The sequence below is a fragment of the Aeromonas sp. QDB25 genome, from assembly GCF_027707725.1.
GTDB lineage: Bacteria > Pseudomonadota > Gammaproteobacteria > Enterobacterales > Aeromonadaceae > Aeromonas > Aeromonas caviae.
Map to the genome: position 1 here is coordinate 17,620 of NZ_JAPCIZ010000029.1, position 15,598 is coordinate 33,217.

11 protein-coding genes and 2 tRNA genes are annotated in these 15,598 nt (G+C 58.1%); 5 read left to right on the forward strand and 8 right to left on the reverse strand.

The window, feature by feature from the left end:
• Window positions 1–61: 61 nt before the first annotated feature.
• On the reverse strand, window positions 62–1,399 hold the full coding sequence (locus tag PG883_RS11940) for a flavohemoglobin expression-modulating QEGLA motif protein (RefSeq protein ID WP_010674988.1): 1,338 nt from the start codon (window positions 1,397–1,399) through the stop codon (window positions 62–64).
• Window positions 1,400–1,554: 155 nt separating this feature from the next.
• Here PG883_RS11940 and PG883_RS11945 point away from each other — a divergent pair, with 155 nt between their 5' ends.
• Both PG883_RS11945 and PG883_RS11950 read left to right on the forward strand, forming a co-directional pair.
• Window positions 1,555–2,010 carry a YbjN domain-containing protein gene (locus tag PG883_RS11945; protein WP_160839247.1) on the forward strand — a complete coding sequence of 152 codons (456 nt, stop codon included), beginning with the start codon at window positions 1,555–1,557 and terminating at the stop codon, window positions 2,008–2,010.
• 249 nt (window positions 2,011–2,259) lie between these two features.
• Window positions 2,260–2,347: transfer RNA gene (locus PG883_RS11950), tRNA-Ser, on the forward strand.
• A 306-nt stretch (window positions 2,348–2,653) separates the two neighbouring features.
• Here the strand turns inward: PG883_RS11950 and PG883_RS11955 are convergent.
• Window positions 2,654–2,776, reverse strand: coding sequence for a hypothetical protein (locus PG883_RS11955; RefSeq protein ID WP_258057335.1), 123 nt, complete (start codon window positions 2,774–2,776; stop codon window positions 2,654–2,656).
• 456 nt (window positions 2,777–3,232) lie between these two features.
• On the opposite strand from PG883_RS11955, the gene PG883_RS11960 reads away from it, so the two are divergent.
• From PG883_RS11960 to PG883_RS11970, 3 genes are all read left to right on the forward strand, one after another.
• Window positions 3,233–3,991 (forward strand): MurR/RpiR family transcriptional regulator, encoded by a 759-nt coding sequence (locus PG883_RS11960; RefSeq protein ID WP_029314645.1) that lies wholly within the window; start codon window positions 3,233–3,235, stop codon window positions 3,989–3,991.
• 118 nt (window positions 3,992–4,109) lie between these two features.
• The gene (locus tag PG883_RS11965) at window positions 4,110–5,618 is read left to right on the forward strand and encodes a PTS transporter subunit EIIC (RefSeq protein ID WP_010674984.1); all 1,509 of its coding nucleotides are present in this window, start codon (window positions 4,110–4,112) and stop codon (window positions 5,616–5,618) included.
• Window positions 5,619–5,631: 13 nt separating this feature from the next.
• Complete coding sequence (locus tag PG883_RS11970) at window positions 5,632–7,065, forward strand: 6-phospho-beta-glucosidase (RefSeq protein ID WP_010674983.1); 1,434 nt, start codon at window positions 5,632–5,634, stop codon at window positions 7,063–7,065.
• 322 nt (window positions 7,066–7,387) lie between these two features.
• Here the strand turns inward: PG883_RS11970 and PG883_RS11975 are convergent, their stop codons facing one another.
• The 6 genes from PG883_RS11975 to PG883_RS12000 form a co-directional block, all read right to left on the reverse strand.
• Complete coding sequence (locus tag PG883_RS11975) at window positions 7,388–8,629, reverse strand: DUF1254 domain-containing protein (RefSeq protein ID WP_199767331.1); 1,242 nt, start codon at window positions 8,627–8,629, stop codon at window positions 7,388–7,390.
• 75 nt (window positions 8,630–8,704) lie between these two features.
• Complete coding sequence (locus PG883_RS11980; protein WP_029314641.1) at window positions 8,705–10,222, reverse strand: DUF1254 domain-containing protein; 1,518 nt, start codon at window positions 10,220–10,222, stop codon at window positions 8,705–8,707.
• Between the two features lie 330 nt (window positions 10,223–10,552).
• Window positions 10,553–12,727, reverse strand: coding sequence for a catalase/peroxidase HPI (gene katG, locus PG883_RS11985; protein WP_010674980.1), 2,175 nt, complete (start codon window positions 12,725–12,727; stop codon window positions 10,553–10,555).
• A gap of 521 nt (window positions 12,728–13,248) precedes the next feature.
• A tRNA-His gene (locus PG883_RS11990) sits at window positions 13,249–13,324 on the reverse strand.
• A 360-nt stretch (window positions 13,325–13,684) separates the two neighbouring features.
• Window positions 13,685–14,995: a type II toxin-antitoxin system HipA family toxin gene (locus PG883_RS11995; protein WP_042648678.1), complete on the reverse strand. Its 1,311-nt coding sequence runs from the start codon at window positions 14,993–14,995 to the stop codon at window positions 13,685–13,687.
• Window positions 14,995–15,249: a helix-turn-helix domain-containing protein gene (locus tag PG883_RS12000; RefSeq protein WP_005329233.1), complete on the reverse strand. Its 255-nt coding sequence runs from the start codon at window positions 15,247–15,249 to the stop codon at window positions 14,995–14,997. Before PG883_RS12000 ends, PG883_RS11995 begins: the two co-directional genes overlap by 1 nt.
• Between the last annotated feature and the right edge of the window lie 349 nt (window positions 15,250–15,598).

Genomic DNA, 15,598 nt, shown 5'->3' on the forward strand with positions numbered 1-15,598 from the left:
GGCTCGTGCAGCCTGGACATCAAAGAGGGCGCCCATCTGGCGTCCTCTTTGTCTATGGGAGTCAGTCGATCTCGATGTCGACAGGGGCGATGATGGGGTCGGCCGCCGGCAGGCGGTGGAAGAGCTGGCGAAAATGCTGTTGTACCCGGCCTATGTCCACCAGGGACATGCCGGAGGCGAAGCCGAACCAGACGTAGAGCCCGGTGAGGTCGCGAAACATGGGAGGGAGGTAGCGGGGGGCGTCGATGAGCCCCTCCAGATAGTGCTGATAGAGCACGGGGATGTCGTCCAGGGTCACCTTGCCGACGAACAGCATGGGCAGGATCTCCGGCACCCCCTCCAGCACGGCGCTGCGAATGAAGTTCACCGTCTCCACATAGCCCTTCACATAGGAGAGATCCTTGGTAAAGCAGGCGCCCCCCTCGACCATGCCTCCGCGAAACACCCGCTGGGTGATCTTGTAGGCGTCGTGCTCGCTGGCCCCCTTGGCCACGAAGTGGCGGAACACCTCGATGAAATCGGCGCCACGCTCCGCCATGTCGATGGCCATGACCCGATCCGAGATGCGCTTGGCCCTGTCCGGGAAGGAGCTGAACGTGAGGGTCTCGATGAGTACTGCCAACCCCTCCTGACAGGCGGTGATGCGGGGCGAGCCGGCACCGAGCCAGGTGGCGTAAGATTGCTGGCGGCCGTTGAGGGTGGTGCCGACGTGAACCCAGCCTTCGTGTACCTCCAGCACCTGCAGATCGAGTTCCGAGAAACGGGCGTGGGAGTTGAGCTTGATGTAATCCCCCCCGGCGGCGGCATCGGAGACGATGCCATCGCTGAGCTTGACCTGGACTGTGCCGTCGCTGAAGTAGCTCGACAGCTTGCCTTGCAACCTCGCCACCGCGGCTTCCCCCTCGAACTCCTTGGGGTAGGGGCGCACCAGATGGCGGGCGCCGGGCAGGGAGAAGATGTCGCACAATCTGGCCCCCAGCTCCTTCAGGGTCTTGCGATCCCCGCGCAGGTGATCGCTTGCCGAGCCGTAGAGCCGCTGACTGTAGCGCTGAAAGTCCGGCTGCCCGCGCTGGCGCAGCATCTCGATGACCACCATGTACTGATCCACCGTCTCTTGCAGGATCCGGCCGAGATCGTCCTGGGGGCCGAGGCGCCGGCGGATCCTGTCCCTCAACTCCTTGAGCTCAAGGTACTTGTTGCGGGGATCGAACCCCAGGGGGAGGGATTCATAGAAGTGCCTGTCGATGGCGGGCAGTGCCTTGCCGCCACTTGCCAGAAAGTCGCTTTGCAGGTGACGGGGCCATTTGATGGCATCCAGGATGCGGATGGGTTTTTGCAGGGCGAGCAGTTCATCCGAGAGGGATTTGAGGTGCAGGCGATACTTTTCTTGGATGGTCATCGGGCTCTTTGGAGGCGAGTGCGCTACGAGAATGGCTGAGTATAGGCACAGGGCCTGTCAAAAAGAAGCGAGACGACGGGGATCCGGCCTGTGTGCTTTTGGTTGTCTGAAAATTGGTTTAGACTGCGCCCCTTGATCTCTACCGTGTCGTGAAAATGATGAATATCCCCAGCTCTGAAATGATAATGCGTTGGTTGCAACAGGCCCGGATCGAGCACTATGTGTGCGATCAGTGTCATGGCATCCACATGGTCTCCCTGCAGTCCGTCGAGGGCATCCAGGAGAGCCGGATCTTCGTGGAAGAGGAAGGGCTGCTGTTCTCATCCGAGCTGGAGGTGCGCCCCTCATCGCTACTGCCCCTGGTGGCCGAACTGGGTCGTCTCAACATGCAATATCCGTCCCTCAAGGTGTTCCTCGACATCATCGATGACAACCTGCCACGCCTCGTTGTGGGTCACACCGTCTTTACCAAGGCGGGTCTCACCGTCGAGCAGTTCCTGCTGTTCGTTGAAAGCACCACGGCAGCCACCCATGAAGTGGTTTCCGAATGTGAACGCCTTGGCTTCCTCAATCTGCCGGAAATCCAGGTCGCACCGGAATCCGTTCACTGACTTCAGCACCTGAACTGTGCGTTTAATGTGCGAACGGTTCGCTGCGGCTAAAAAGCCGTTGACGGCGGCGGGGCTTTCCCCTAAATTACGCCCCGTTCCGGCGCAACAGCGCAGTGAACCCGTGTTGGCTGAACACGTTAAACCACAGACCAAAATTTGGTGGGATGTCCGAGTAGCTGCCCACCGACGAAGTCGGCAAGAAAGCACGCGTAGCGTGCTCCGAAAGCCACTTCAAAGAAGTAAAAATTTGGTGAGGTGTCCGAGTGGCTGAAGGAGCACGCCTGGAAAGTGTGTATACGGCAACGTATCGAGGGTTCGAATCCCTCCCTCACCGCCAAATAAAACAAAAGGCCCTGTCGCAAGACGGGGCCTTTTGTTTTTCCGGTAGCCGGCAATCTGGTCTCTACCCGGTATCGACAGGCGGGTGGACTAGCCCGCTTGGACAGCCGAAGGCTGCCCGCAGGGCGAGCGCCAGGGATGGTGCGAGTCAATCCCGACCCAGCACCAAATTAGAAAAACCGACCTCAGGGTCGGTTTTTTGCTTTCTGAGCCAGCCGTACACACCCTTATTCCCGTCACGGTGTTATCTCTTCAGCTTGGAGATAGAGGGGACATTTCTGTACTTGTACTCCCGGGGCAGCCCTTAGTCGACAGGCAGCTCATCCGTTGCCATCTCATAGGCATCAAATTGCTCGGCAGGGATCGCCACGCGGCCCGGTTTCACAAACAGGGTCGCGATGGAAGGTGCGTTCAGCAATGACGACAAGATGGAATCCCTGGCGTCTACCCCTTCCTGCAATACAGTGAGCTGGACTACCGACAGTACGCCGTCCTCATGAGCCATTTCGAGGCATACGGCTGCACCGTGATCGCGGCACCATGTGCTCAGGCGCCTTGGGGGCGAAGCGTACAAATACGCTCACCCTCTGCTGGCATCGCGGGACTTGCTGATCCCATGGAGGGGTTGCTCACCGATAACCTGATATTGCGTGCCACTAATAGACACAATGACATTCGCTAAAAATTTAGGCTCCATGCAGAGCCTAAATATTCCTTCTCTCATCGAAGCCATGGGCAGATACGCGAAAATCTTGCCGGCGTGATTGTGATAGTAATCACAGTTCGAGCGTTTAGATTTATCCTTCCTCGACCGGGTCACTCCTTTTGTTACACTGCGTGACATCATCCTGAATAAGGACGCGGCTGCGCTCGGTGAATTACCATGTTTAATAATCAGTTGGTCTCAACATTAAATGCCTTCGAGTTCAAGGTATATAACTATGTAATAAAGAACCATCAGACGGTTATCTATATGACGGTCAGGGAATTGGCCGAAGCCTGTGATGTGTCGACCGCCACCATATTGCGATTTTGTAAGAAGATGAATTGCAGCGGTTATGCGGAATTCAAAGCCTATCTAAAAATGAATGCCGAGAAGCGCGGCGAAATATCGCTGCCACACGGTGCCAACGAGTTCCTCTCTTTTTTCAAGAGCATCAACAATGACGAATTCGACGCCTTGATCGCGAGCGCCGCCGAGCAGATCGCGGGGGCCGAGCGGGTGATCTTCGTGGGGGCGGGCAGCTCGGGCACGCTGGGGCGCTACGGGGCGCGCTTCTTCTCCAACATCGGCAAGTTCAGCAACCACATCGATGATCCCTACTACCCGGTCAACACCGACATGTACAAACAGGCGGTGGCGATCGTGCTCTCGGTCTCCGGGGAGACCACCGAGATAATCAAGTTGGCGAAGCAGTTTCTGTTTCATCACTGCAAGCTCATCACTATTACCAGCAATAATAAATCCACCCTGGCCCAGATGGCGGATTTCAATATTTCATATCATGCGGCCAGGCTGGTGGTCGACAATGAATATGATATTACCACCCAGGTGCCGGTGATTTATATCATCGAATCCATCGGTCGCCAGTTGGCAAACAAGATAAGTGCCGAGGTGTCACAGGGTGTGTCTTTTATGTAACAAGTAACAAAGCGGGTATTTTGTTATATCGTGACAAGGATGAATGCTTTCCCTACCATCGATTCATAACATTTGAATTGTTTCGATATTAATTAATAAATGGCAGGGAAGGATCATTATGGCAATAAACTATGCGGACTCGGCGAAACAGATCGTCGAGTTGATTGGTGGTGACAGCAACGTCATCAGCGTCACCCACTGTGCCACCCGGCTGCGGTTTGTCCTAAAAGAGATGGGACGGGTCGACAAGGAGGTGTTGAAACGGGTGCAAGGGGTCATCACCGTCATCGAGTCCAGCGGTCAGCTGCAGGTGGTGATCGGCAACCACGTCGGGGATGCCTATCGGGAAGTGCAAAAACGGGTGCAGATCGACGAAAACGCCGTGGTCGACGCCCCCAAGGTGGGTATGGTGAACCACCTGATGGACATCATCTCCAGCATCTTCGCCCCCTTCCTCTACCCACTGGCCGCCTGCGGCGTGTTGCAGGGGCTCATCTCCTTCTTCGCCGCCATCGGCTGGATGGACACCGCCAGCGGCACCTTCCGCATCCTCAACTTCGTCTCCTGGACCGGCTTTACCTTCCTGCCGGTGATGGTCGCCTTCACCGCGGCCAAGAAGTTCAACGTGAACCCCTTCACCGCCGTGATCGCCGCCTGCGCCCTGGTGTCGCCCGATTACATGAACATGCTGACCGCGAACAAAATCATCCTGGCAAACTCCGCGGATCCGGCGGTGCAAGCGCTGATGCAGTCGGCGATGGAGAACCCGGCCATCAACGAGGCCATCGTCAACCTGGTGGGGGTTCCCCTTAACAGCGCGCCGCTCAGCTTCCTCGGTCTGCCGGTGCAGTACCTGAGCTACACGGCCTCGGTGATCCCCATCATCCTGATGGTGTGGGCCATGTCCTATGTGCAGCGCTTCTTCGAGCGGATCCTGCCGGTGGTGGTACGCAACCTCTTCACCCCCATGTTCTGCCTCGCCATCATGGTGCCCCTGACCCTGCTGGCCTTCGGCCCCATCGGCAACCTCATCGGCGGCGCCATCGGTGGCATCTACAACACCCTCTATCACCTGAGCCCGTCCATCGCCGGCTTCGTGGTGGGGGCTGTCTGGACACCCCTGGTGACCCTCGGCGTGCACTGGGGCATCACCCCGGTGACGGTGGGCAACTACGCCACCCTGGGCTATGACACCTTTACCGGCCTGCAAGCCTCCGCCGTGTTCGGCATCGCCGGCGCCGTGTTCGGGGTCTACTTCAAGGCCAAGGATCCCGAGCTGAAAAGCGTGACCCTCTCGGCCGGCGTGACCGCCCTGTTTGGCATCACCGAACCCGCCATCTACGGGGTGGCCCTGCGCTTCAAACGCCCGCTCATCTGCGGCTGCCTGGCCGGTGCCATCGGTGGTACGGTCGCGGGAGCCTTCAACGCGGTCTCCTGGAGTTACTGCATCCCCGGCATCGCCGTGCTGCCGGTGTTCTTCAAAGAGGGCCACATGGCGCAGTTCCTGGGCTTCCTGCTCTCCATCGGCGTAGCCTTTACCCTGGGCGTCATCTTCTCCTGGATGGCGGGCTTTCAGACAGATGCCGAAATAAGCCAACCCCAGCCGCTGACATCCAAAGCCGTATAAGGAGCGACAAGTCATGAACAACGCATTACCGAAAGACTTTCTGTGGGGGGGGGCGGTCGCCGCCCACCAGGTAGAAGGGGGCTGGGATCAGGGCGGCAAGGGGCTCAGCATCGTCGATGTGCTCACCAGCGGCGCCCACGGGGTGGAGCGCGTCATCACCGACAAGATTGAGGCCGGTCATCGCTACGCCAACCACGAGGCGGTGGATTTCTACCACCGCTACAGAGACGACATCGCACTGTTTGCCGAGATGGGCTTCAAGTGTTTTCGCACCTCCATCGCCTGGTCGCGCATCTTCCCGCTGGGGGATGAGGCCGAGCCGAACGAGGCGGGGCTGCGTTTTTATGACGACATGTTCGACGAGCTGCTGCGCCACGGCATCGAGCCTGTCATCACGCTCTCCCACTTCGAGATGCCGAACCACCTGGTGACCCAATACGGCGGCTGGAAGAGCCGCACCGTGCTGGACTGCTTCGTGCGCTTTAGCGAGGTGGTGCTGCGCCGCTACCAGCACAAGGTCAAATACTGGATGACCTTCAACGAGATCAACAACCAGCGCAACTGGAAGGTGCCGCTGTTTGGCTACTGCTGCTCCGGGGTCATCTACAACCAGGAGCCGAACCCGGAAGAGTGTATGTACCAGGTGCTGCACCATCAGTTCGTGGCGAGCGCCAAGGTGGTCAGTCTGGGCCATGAGATCAACCCGGGCTTGCAGATCGGCTGCATGCTGGCCATGGTGCCCCTCTACCCCTACTCCTGCCACCCGGACGATGTGATGTATGCGGAAATCGCCATGCGCGAGCGCTTCCTGTTCGGGGACGTTCACATGCGCGGCCATTACCCCGCCTATATCCGCAAGGAGTGGCAACGCAAGGGCTATGAGATTGTCATGGAAGCGGGGGATGAGGAGACGCTGCGGGCGGGCTGCGCCGATTACATCGGGCTGAGCTACTACATGAGCAACGCGGTGCGGGCCCACGGCGCCGGCACGGGCACCGCCTTGTCGGGCTTCGAGGGCAGTGTACCCAACCCCCATGTGAAGGCCTCAGAATGGGGTTGGCAAATCGACCCGGTGGGGCTGCGTTACACCCTGAACCTGCTCTATGGCCGCTACGAGAAGCCGCTGTTTATCGTCGAGAACGGCTTCGGGGCGCGGGATCAGAAAGACGAGCGGGGAGAGATAGACGATGACTACCGCATCGCTTACCTGCGCGCCCATATCGAGCAGATGAAGCTCGCCATCGTCGAAGACGGGGTGGATGTCATGGGCTACACCCCCTGGGGATGTCTCGACTGCGTTTCCTTCACCACAGGGGAGTACAGCAAGCGCTACGGCTTTATCCACGTGGACAAGAACGACGACGGCAGCGGCAGCTTTGCGCGCAGCAAGAAGCGCAGCTTCGACTGGTATCGCCAGGTCATCGCCAGCAACGGCGGGACACTATAACTGGGTGATTCAATATGCTGCCTTGATTAAATAAAACCTGTTATTGATACCGCAAAGTGCCATTTAACTATGTGGCTATGCAGGTTTTTTAATGTAAAGGCAGTGTAATATCTTCCCCTGACAAGGCTGGTGTGACATGTCGACACTGAGTTGTCGAGCCGTGGATCCCGCCCTTATCCGCAATAAGAAAAACCGACCTGATGGTCGGTTTTTTGTTTTGGCTGTTCTGCCTGGTACCGCTCAGACGCTGCCTTAGTTTGCCATCCCCCCTCGGATTTTGTCTGCCAGCCAGCGCGGTGAGCCCATGTGCCTTATTTCACCGCTATTTCACTACTTCCAGCACCGGCATCGGGTACTTGCCTTCGCGAATGGCTTTGTTCGGCCCATACAGCCGCATGATGATGTAGGCATCCTTCTCCGGAATGGGCAGCCAGTTCGGGTTGCTGGCATCCCCCTTGGCACTGAGCTCTATGGTGTACATACCATCCGGGCCCGGCTTGAGGGTGCGATCCCCACGGCTGTGGCGGTTGATGGTGTTATGGGCCATCAGCTTGTTATCCGTGCCGTAGACGGTGAAGGACCAGAACTGGCTGACCTCGGGCGCCTTGAAATGCATGCGGTATTGCTTGCCGTTGGCGCCGTTGATGCTCTGGCCATCGGATCCCTTGAGTGCCTGTAGATAGACGGACTCTTCCGGCGGTAGTCCCCATTGTCCGATCAGGGTGCCTTCGGCGAACAGATCGCGCTTCTGGTTTTGAAGCTCAGCCCGGGTGCCGAGCAGCCCTTCCGAGCTGGTCATCTTGGGCAGGAGCGCGTTGAGATAGGCCAAGCCCTGTTTCTCGCCTTGCTTCGCCGCGGCCATTTGCGCCGCGCTCAGCTTGGTGTTGCAGGGCGCGAGGCCCGTCTCCTTGTACTGCGCCAGCCAGTGCTTGTCGGCGGTGCCCATGTCCCCCTGACACAGCACGAAGTTGACCCGCTGCAACCAGTTGGTGCTCGCCGGATCCGGCCACTGGTGCTCGGTGGCTTTGGGCCCAGGCTGGCCGAGATAGGCCGACAGGGTGCGCACGTTCCAGTCATCCATGTAGCCAAGGGCGACCTTCTCGTCGTCCTTGCTGGTGGCCATGATGCGGCCCATCACTTTGAGGATGTCGGAGTCGACGCGGATCACCTCGGTGACGCTGGCCGGCGTCTCGCCTTTCCAGCTACGGGAGGCAAACATGAAGTGACCCCCCTTGGTGCCGTGGGTGCGGGAGCCGATCATCGAGGTGGTGTAATGGCCCATGTCCATGGTGTGCAGGATCCAGTAACGGCCCTTGTCCATGTCCGGCACGCTGATGATCACCGGCTCCGCACTGAGATCCAACCAGCCCTGCAGGTGCAGGGTATCGTTGTTGATGGTCGGGTGATCGGTGTAGGTATCGTCCGCCAGGTGGCGAATGTTCTGGAAGCGGTTCAGCGGGGTGTCGGTCTTGACCGCCGTTTCATAGAAGAACTTGTAGGCCTCATCCATGGAATAGCCGTAGATATAGGCATCTTGTGCCATTTTATCAGTGATTTGTGCCATGGCAGGCATGGCTGCGATACATAACACTGCCGCAAGGGATAGCTTTCTCATAAGTGCTCCACTCCTGTTCATGGTTTATGCGCGCTCGAAATCCGCCAGCTTGAAGGTCTTGTGGTTTAATTCGTCGGTCGGGCCATAGAAACGCATGGCCGGCAGCGGGCGTTTGCCACTGGTCGGGATCCAGTTGTTTTCCTTGCCTGGCGGGGCGGTCGGGCCCACGTAGAGGGTGATGCTGCCGTCCGGATTCTTGGCCATCTTGTCGAGATCGTAGGAGGAGAGGGTGGTGCGCCCGCTCTCGCTGTAGATAAAGGACATGGTGTCGCGGTTGTAGACCGTCAGTGCCCAGAACTGCTTGACCGGCATCTTGGCCGGGATGGTGAGCTTGTAGAGCTGACCGGCTTCCAGCAGTTTGCCGTTGTTGTCCGCGAGGCACATCAGGTACTGGGTGGCCGGGGTATCGCTCAGCGCCTTGGGCATATAGGTACACCAGAAGTACTCGGCGGCGCGATTGATGAGGTCGATGCGATCCTCATAAGTGAAGGTGAAGGTCTTGTTGTCATCGCTCTGCAAGAGGGAGGCGTAGTGCCTGTCAGGCCAGTAGCGTTTCTCCTTCGGGAAATTGTCATACCAATGCTGCATGTAGAACCAGGCATCGATGGCCGCCTGGCGCATCGCCTTGCGGGTTTTCTCATCCGGGTTGAATGAGGTGCCGCGACCTATGCCAAGGGAGGTGAGCATCCCCATCATCACCTTGTCCTGCTCGCGCACGGGTTCGACGCTGGCCACTGCATGCAGGTCGTCGAAGTGACGCTCGTCGTAGTAGGGCAGGGTCGGGTAGCGCTTGTTGCCCGGATCGACGAAGCGCTGGGTCGGCGGATTGCTCGCCTCGGAGAGAGAGTACATGCGCAGGCGCTTGGAGTAGTGATAGGCATCGTTCGTCGACTTGCCGGGCGCTGGCACAGAGCGAAAGGCAAACGCCACGCGATAATTCGGGGAAGGAACATGCAGATAGCCGGCCGGGATCGGCTCGCTGTAGCCGGGGGGCGTCAGCAAAAACTTGCCGCCCTTGCCTTGGTCGAGCCCTGCCGGGCCCACATCCGCGATGGTGAATTGCCAGGCATCGACAATCTGCCCATACAGGCTGCCATCCGGGCCCGCAGCGGGCACTTCCAGCACGGTGGGGCCGTGTTGCAAGTCGGTGAAGGCCGTGATGTAGGGGGTGGTGCTGTTGGCCGTGATGGCCTCGAGATGCGGGGTGGCAGGCTTGGCATAGGCGATGATGTCGTTGTCTTTGAGACCCAGATTGTCGAAGGCGGCGCGCCGGAAGCTGTAGATGGCGACCGCCGGCATGTTCCACAAGACAGCCTCGAAGGCCCGCTGGTACTTGATCTGGTACTCAAAATCTTCGACCGAGCTGACGGAGCCCGCTGGCGGCAGGCCACTCTCGGTTTCACCTGGTTGGCCGGCGCCATGGCGCAGTGGTGTCTTCAGTGACAACCCTTCGGCAAACGCCGGAGTCGGAAGTCTCAATGTCGTCAGACCGACGGCGGATCCCAGTGCTAGCTTGTAAAACTCTCTGCGTGTAATTGGCATTTAAACATCCTTGCTGATGTGGGTCGCTTCAATTCTATCCCGATGACTATAGAAGGATTCTTGTGAAGACTCGGGCCTGAGTGTCATACGTGAACATTTCATGGGACGGCGATCATGTCCACTCATTGAAATGGGGTTGTGCCCATGAAGGTGAGCGCGTCAGGCCCTGCTGGGGTATTTCCTGGTTTCCCGGGGCTGGGGGCATTGGCCATCTCCCCTTGCGGGTTGGTCGATGGCAGCACTCAAAGGGGAGGGATGGGACTCCCCTTTAGCATCGATAAAAAAGCCCGGTAGTGATACCGGGCTTGGTGGTCGAGCAGTGCTTTAGCCTCAGGCGAGGTCGAAGCGATCCAGATTCATCACCTTGGTCCAGGCCGCCACGAAGTCCTTCACGAACTTCTCCTTGGCATCCGCACTGGCGTAGACCTCCGCCAGGGCGCGCAGCTGGGAGTTGGAACCGAACACCAGATCGACCCGGGTTCCGGTCCACTTCACCTTGCCGCTCTGGCGATCACGGCCTTCATAGACTCCCTGGCTGCCCGCCGCCGGCTTCCACTCCGTGCCCATGTCGAGCAGGTTGACGAAGAAGTCGTTGGAGAGGGTACCCGGGGCGGCGGTAAAGACCCCGTGGCAGTTGCCCGCGTTGGTGCCGAGCACCCGCATGCCGCCCACCAGTACCGTCATCTCGGGGGCACTCAGGGTGAGCAGCTGCGCCTTGTCGATCAGCATGGTCTCCGCGAAGCCCGCGCACTCGCCCGCGTAGTTGCGAAATCCATCGGCGAGGGGCTCGAGCACCGCGAAGGAGTCCACATCGGTCTGGGCCTGGGAGGCATCCATCCGGCCCGGAGTGAAGGGCACGGTCACGGCGACACCGGCTCTCTTCGCGGCCTGCTCGACCCCCACGCCGCCCGCCAGCACGATGAGGTCGGCGAGGGATACCCGCTTGCCGCCGGTGGCGGAAGCGTTGAAGGTCTGCTGTATCCCGTCGAGGGCCTGAAGCACCTTCGCAAGCTGGGCAGGCTGGTTCACGGCCCACTCCTTTTGCGGAGCCAGGCGGATGCGGGCACCGTTGGCGCCGCCACGCTTGTCGGAGCCACGGAAGGTGGACGCGGAAGCCCAGGCGGTCGACACCAGCTCGGCTACGGACAGGGAGGCCGCCAGGATCTTCTCCTTGAGCAGGGCCACGTCCTTGTCATCGATCAGGGGATGATTGACGGCGGGGATGGGGTCTTGCCAGATCAGCTCCTCTTTGGGTACCTCCGGCCCCAGGTAGCGGGCGATGGGGCCCATGTCACGGTGGGTCAGCTTGAACCAGGCGCGGGCGAAGGCATCGGCGAAGGCCTGCGGATCCTCGTAGAAGTGGCGGGAGATCTTGCCAAACTCGGGGTCAAAGCGCAGGGTCAGGTCGGTAGTGAGCATGGTCGGCTTGTGGAACTTGCCCGGGATGTGCGCATCGGGAATGATCTCCGGGGCATCCTTGGCCACCCACTGCTTGGCGCCGGCTGGCGACTTGGTCAGCTCCCACTCGTAGTTGAACAGGTTTTCAAAGAAGTTGTTGCTCCACAGGGCCGGTGTCTTGGTCCAGATCACTTCGAGCCCGCTCGAGACGGTATCCTTGCCATGGCCGCTGCCGTAGTCGCTCATCCAGCCGAGGCCCTGGGCCTCCAGAGGCGCGGCTTCCGGCTCTGGCCCCTTGTGGGATTCGGGCGCGGCGCCGTGGGCCTTGCCGAAGGTGTGGCCGCCGGCGATAAGGGCGACCGTCTCTTCATCGTTCATGGCCATGCGACCGAAGGTGGAACGGATGTCCTTGGCAGCCTCCATGTAGTCACCGCTGGCGTTGGGCCCTTCCGGGTTGACGTAGATGAGGCCCATGTGGGTGGCCCCGAAGGGGGCCGTAAGCTCGCGATCGCCCTTGACCCGATCGGGATCGACCCCGAGCCAGGCAATTTCATCCCCCCAGTTGACGTCCTGATCCGGCTCCCACACGTCGGGCCGCCCACCGCCAAAGCCGAAGGTGCGAAAACCCATGGTCTCCAGGGCGACGTTGCCGGCGAGGATCAGCAGATCGGCCCAGGAGATCTTGTTGCCGTATTTCTGCTTGATGGGCCAGAGCAGGCGACGGGACTTGTCGATGTTGACGTTGTCAGGCCAGCTGTTGAGGGGGGCGAAGCGCTGTTGGCCACGGCCGCCGCCACCGCGACCGTCGGTGGTGCGATAGGTGCCCGCAGCATGCCAGGTCATGCGGATGAACTGGGGGCCGTAGTGACCGAAGTCCGCCGGCCACCACTCCTGGGAATCCGTCATCAGCTTGACCAGATCTTTCTTGAGTGCCTTGTAATCCAGGCTGGCGAAGGCCTTGGCGTAGTCAAAGTCCTTGTCCATGGGATCGGCGCCGGGGGAATGCTGATGCAGCAGATCCAGCCGCAACTGGTTCGGCCACCAATCTCGATTGGTTCTGCCGACGCCGGCGGTGTGGTTGAAGGGGCATTTGCTTTCTTCACTCATCTCTGTCTCTCCTTGGCAGTCATGTGCAATGCAGACAACTCAGTATGGGAACTTTTCCTGCAACCGGCGGGGCATGTGACAGGTTGGGCCTTGGACCGGCATCGGGGGGTTATCAATAACTCCTTATATTTCAGCTAATTGATTAAGGATGGGATGACCGTATTACGAAAAGATGAATCGGTGCCATCGAATTTGGCTGCTCCTGGACAAGGGATAAGAGAAGGAAGGAGCGCCCTGGCAGCCGTGTTATCAATCTTTTTATCCATAACACGAGGGATCAGACCTGGACTTGCGCTGGGTCATGGCATGAGGAGGGCTTGTCTTGAGCGGGGCAGAAAACCCCATTTTTGTGACGGCGGTCCGGATTGCGTCCTGAGCAGGACGCCGAGCGCCAGAGGATGGGGTGGGGGCGTTGCGCCAAAAAGCGGACGGCGCAGAAACAAAAAGACCGGCCAGTGGCCGGTCCAAACAGACAGCGTGCTGCTGTCTCATCAGGCTGATCCCAGCCTGGAGGGGAATAATGGGGTGGCTGATGGGGCTCGAACCCACGACAACCGGAATCACAATCCGGGACTCTACCAACTGAGCTACAGCCACCACTGAAATCTGCCTTCGATACAGCAATCAAACTCATCAGTATCGATGGCGCGCCCTGCAGGATTCGAACCTGCGACCCACGGCTTAGAAGGCCGTACCTGTTAATAGAGTTAAAATGTCATCAGAATACGTCAAACATCAAATAAATATAATACTTTAAAATCAATGTCTTATTGCCGTTAAGTCTGTCTAGGTTAGCTGAGGAAATTTTATGTTGCCAAAATTAGCACTTCAGGTTTCTGCATTTTTAGTTGTTTTTTTGATCTAAAATGGATCATTCACTCGCTCGTACGCAAAAAAAATGAGCCTCGATAGAGGCTCATTTGGGGCGATGCAAGAGGCATTTGTCACATTGGTCAATTATCGTTTTAAGCGTTGCGCTTTCGAACTGAGTCCACCCAAAATTGAATCTGCAATCTCAGTGGGAAATGTATCAGGCAATTGCTGACGAACGATTGATATTACCTCATCCAGATTATCCGTCAGTTCGCTGATGATTTTTTCCATCTGCACTTGTTCAAAACCAATCGCCTTGGCCGTTTGATAAAAATGGCGAGGAAATATCTGCTCTATCGCGTATTTTTTGCCCTTGGTTGCAGTAAGCCCCATGGCCAACTTGGCATCACGGGGATGTAATCCTTTACCACCAAATGCAGGATACATGGAAAGGATGTCGTAAAACGGTGTAAGCCGGAAACGCCCTTCAGGTTCGATAAACACCGAGAAATTCTTGGCATGGCCATCAGTGGCAGCCAGCAGCCAGAACAACACCTGAGACTTCATAAACAGGTACCGATCCTGCTCCGGCGTGGCCGATCCCAGCAGGGTCGTCATGATGTCAGCAATGCCCGGTCCACCATGGCTCTCGTACTTGCGTGCTGACGGTACATTCAACACCTGGCAGAAGTCCTCTTGGGGCAGGCGCATGATCCAACTGCGATCCGTGGCGTAGCGCCGATCGAAGCGTTCCACCGCCAGAGCCTTGACCTTGCCGACCTGCATGATGAAGCAATGGGGAACCGGAAGACCCAATGCTTTGGCGATCAGGGTGCAGAGATATTCGTTTTCTACGCTCTGGGAGAGGTCTATCGAGTAGGAGTGGCTTTCGATCTTGCCAATGGGCAGCTTGATAATGTGGGTGGTTGGGGTCGCTGCATGCGGTAAGCACCAACGGTTGTCGAGGTAGAGTAACGCGGTCTTTTCCTGAGCCCCGGCGATGGATATCCGAAAATCGTCCTCTTCCCTCACCATACCAAGCGGGATCCCTTGCTGGTAGCTGGTCATGATCTGCTCCAGTTCGGCGTCAGAGAGCGGCTTGCACTCAATGCGCTTAACGTCTGGCACAGGTCTGCCCTGAGCCACCAGTTGCAATGCCCCCACGCTGTCCTGGCCAATGCAACTGAGCAGATCAAAGGGTTGGGTGGAATCGGCTTGATAGCGCGCCACCACCCGGTTTCTTACTTCCGGGTTATCTGGCAGCAGATTATCGAAGAAGTTATAGGCCTGATCGCCCTGGTAGCGCTGCTGGCGTAATGGCATGGAGAGCGAGATGGGGCGGCTGCCTGGCAACTTCACCCACGATTCATCGTACTGAAATTGGTGAGCACCATTGGTCGCCTTGGTAAAGGTACCTACCCGGTATCCGTTCATGTAGACCGTCAGGCTGGCCATTACCACTCCTCCTTCCAGCCAGGCGTGGCGTTTTCCGCAGGATCGGTGCGGGGCCTGATATCGAGGGAGAGTTCCAGTGCGGCGAGGATCTTGAACAAGGTCTCCAGCTTGGTTGACTCGGGATTGAGCTCGAAGCTGGACACCGTGTCCTGCCTGATCCCCACCTTGCCGGCCACTTTGCCTTGGGAGAGCTTTTGCGAAAGCCTGGCATCCTTGAGACAGGCACTAAGTTGCTTGGCGCTGGTTACTTTCATGATTTGACTTACCTGGTAGCGTAATTTCTTTTAATTTACACGCTGTGGCAGGTATATCAATATTTACCTGCTTTAGGCGGTAAATGTTTTTCACACGCTAAAGGCGGTATTTAACCTTGATCCTCAGGTATGGGTGTCGCACTTTCGATTCAAGGGGCCATTAAAACAAGGTGTAACGAGTTTCAGCAGGAGTGCACTGGGGTTGGCGCAACAAAAGCCAAGGCAGCGATGGTGCGTCGGTTGATCGTCTCTGTCAGTGAGTCCATGATTGTTGCGATCGCTTCACGGGAGCTCACAAGTTCGCACCCGCGTTCGCTTCTTTAAATACCTTCTTGAATTGATGAGCACG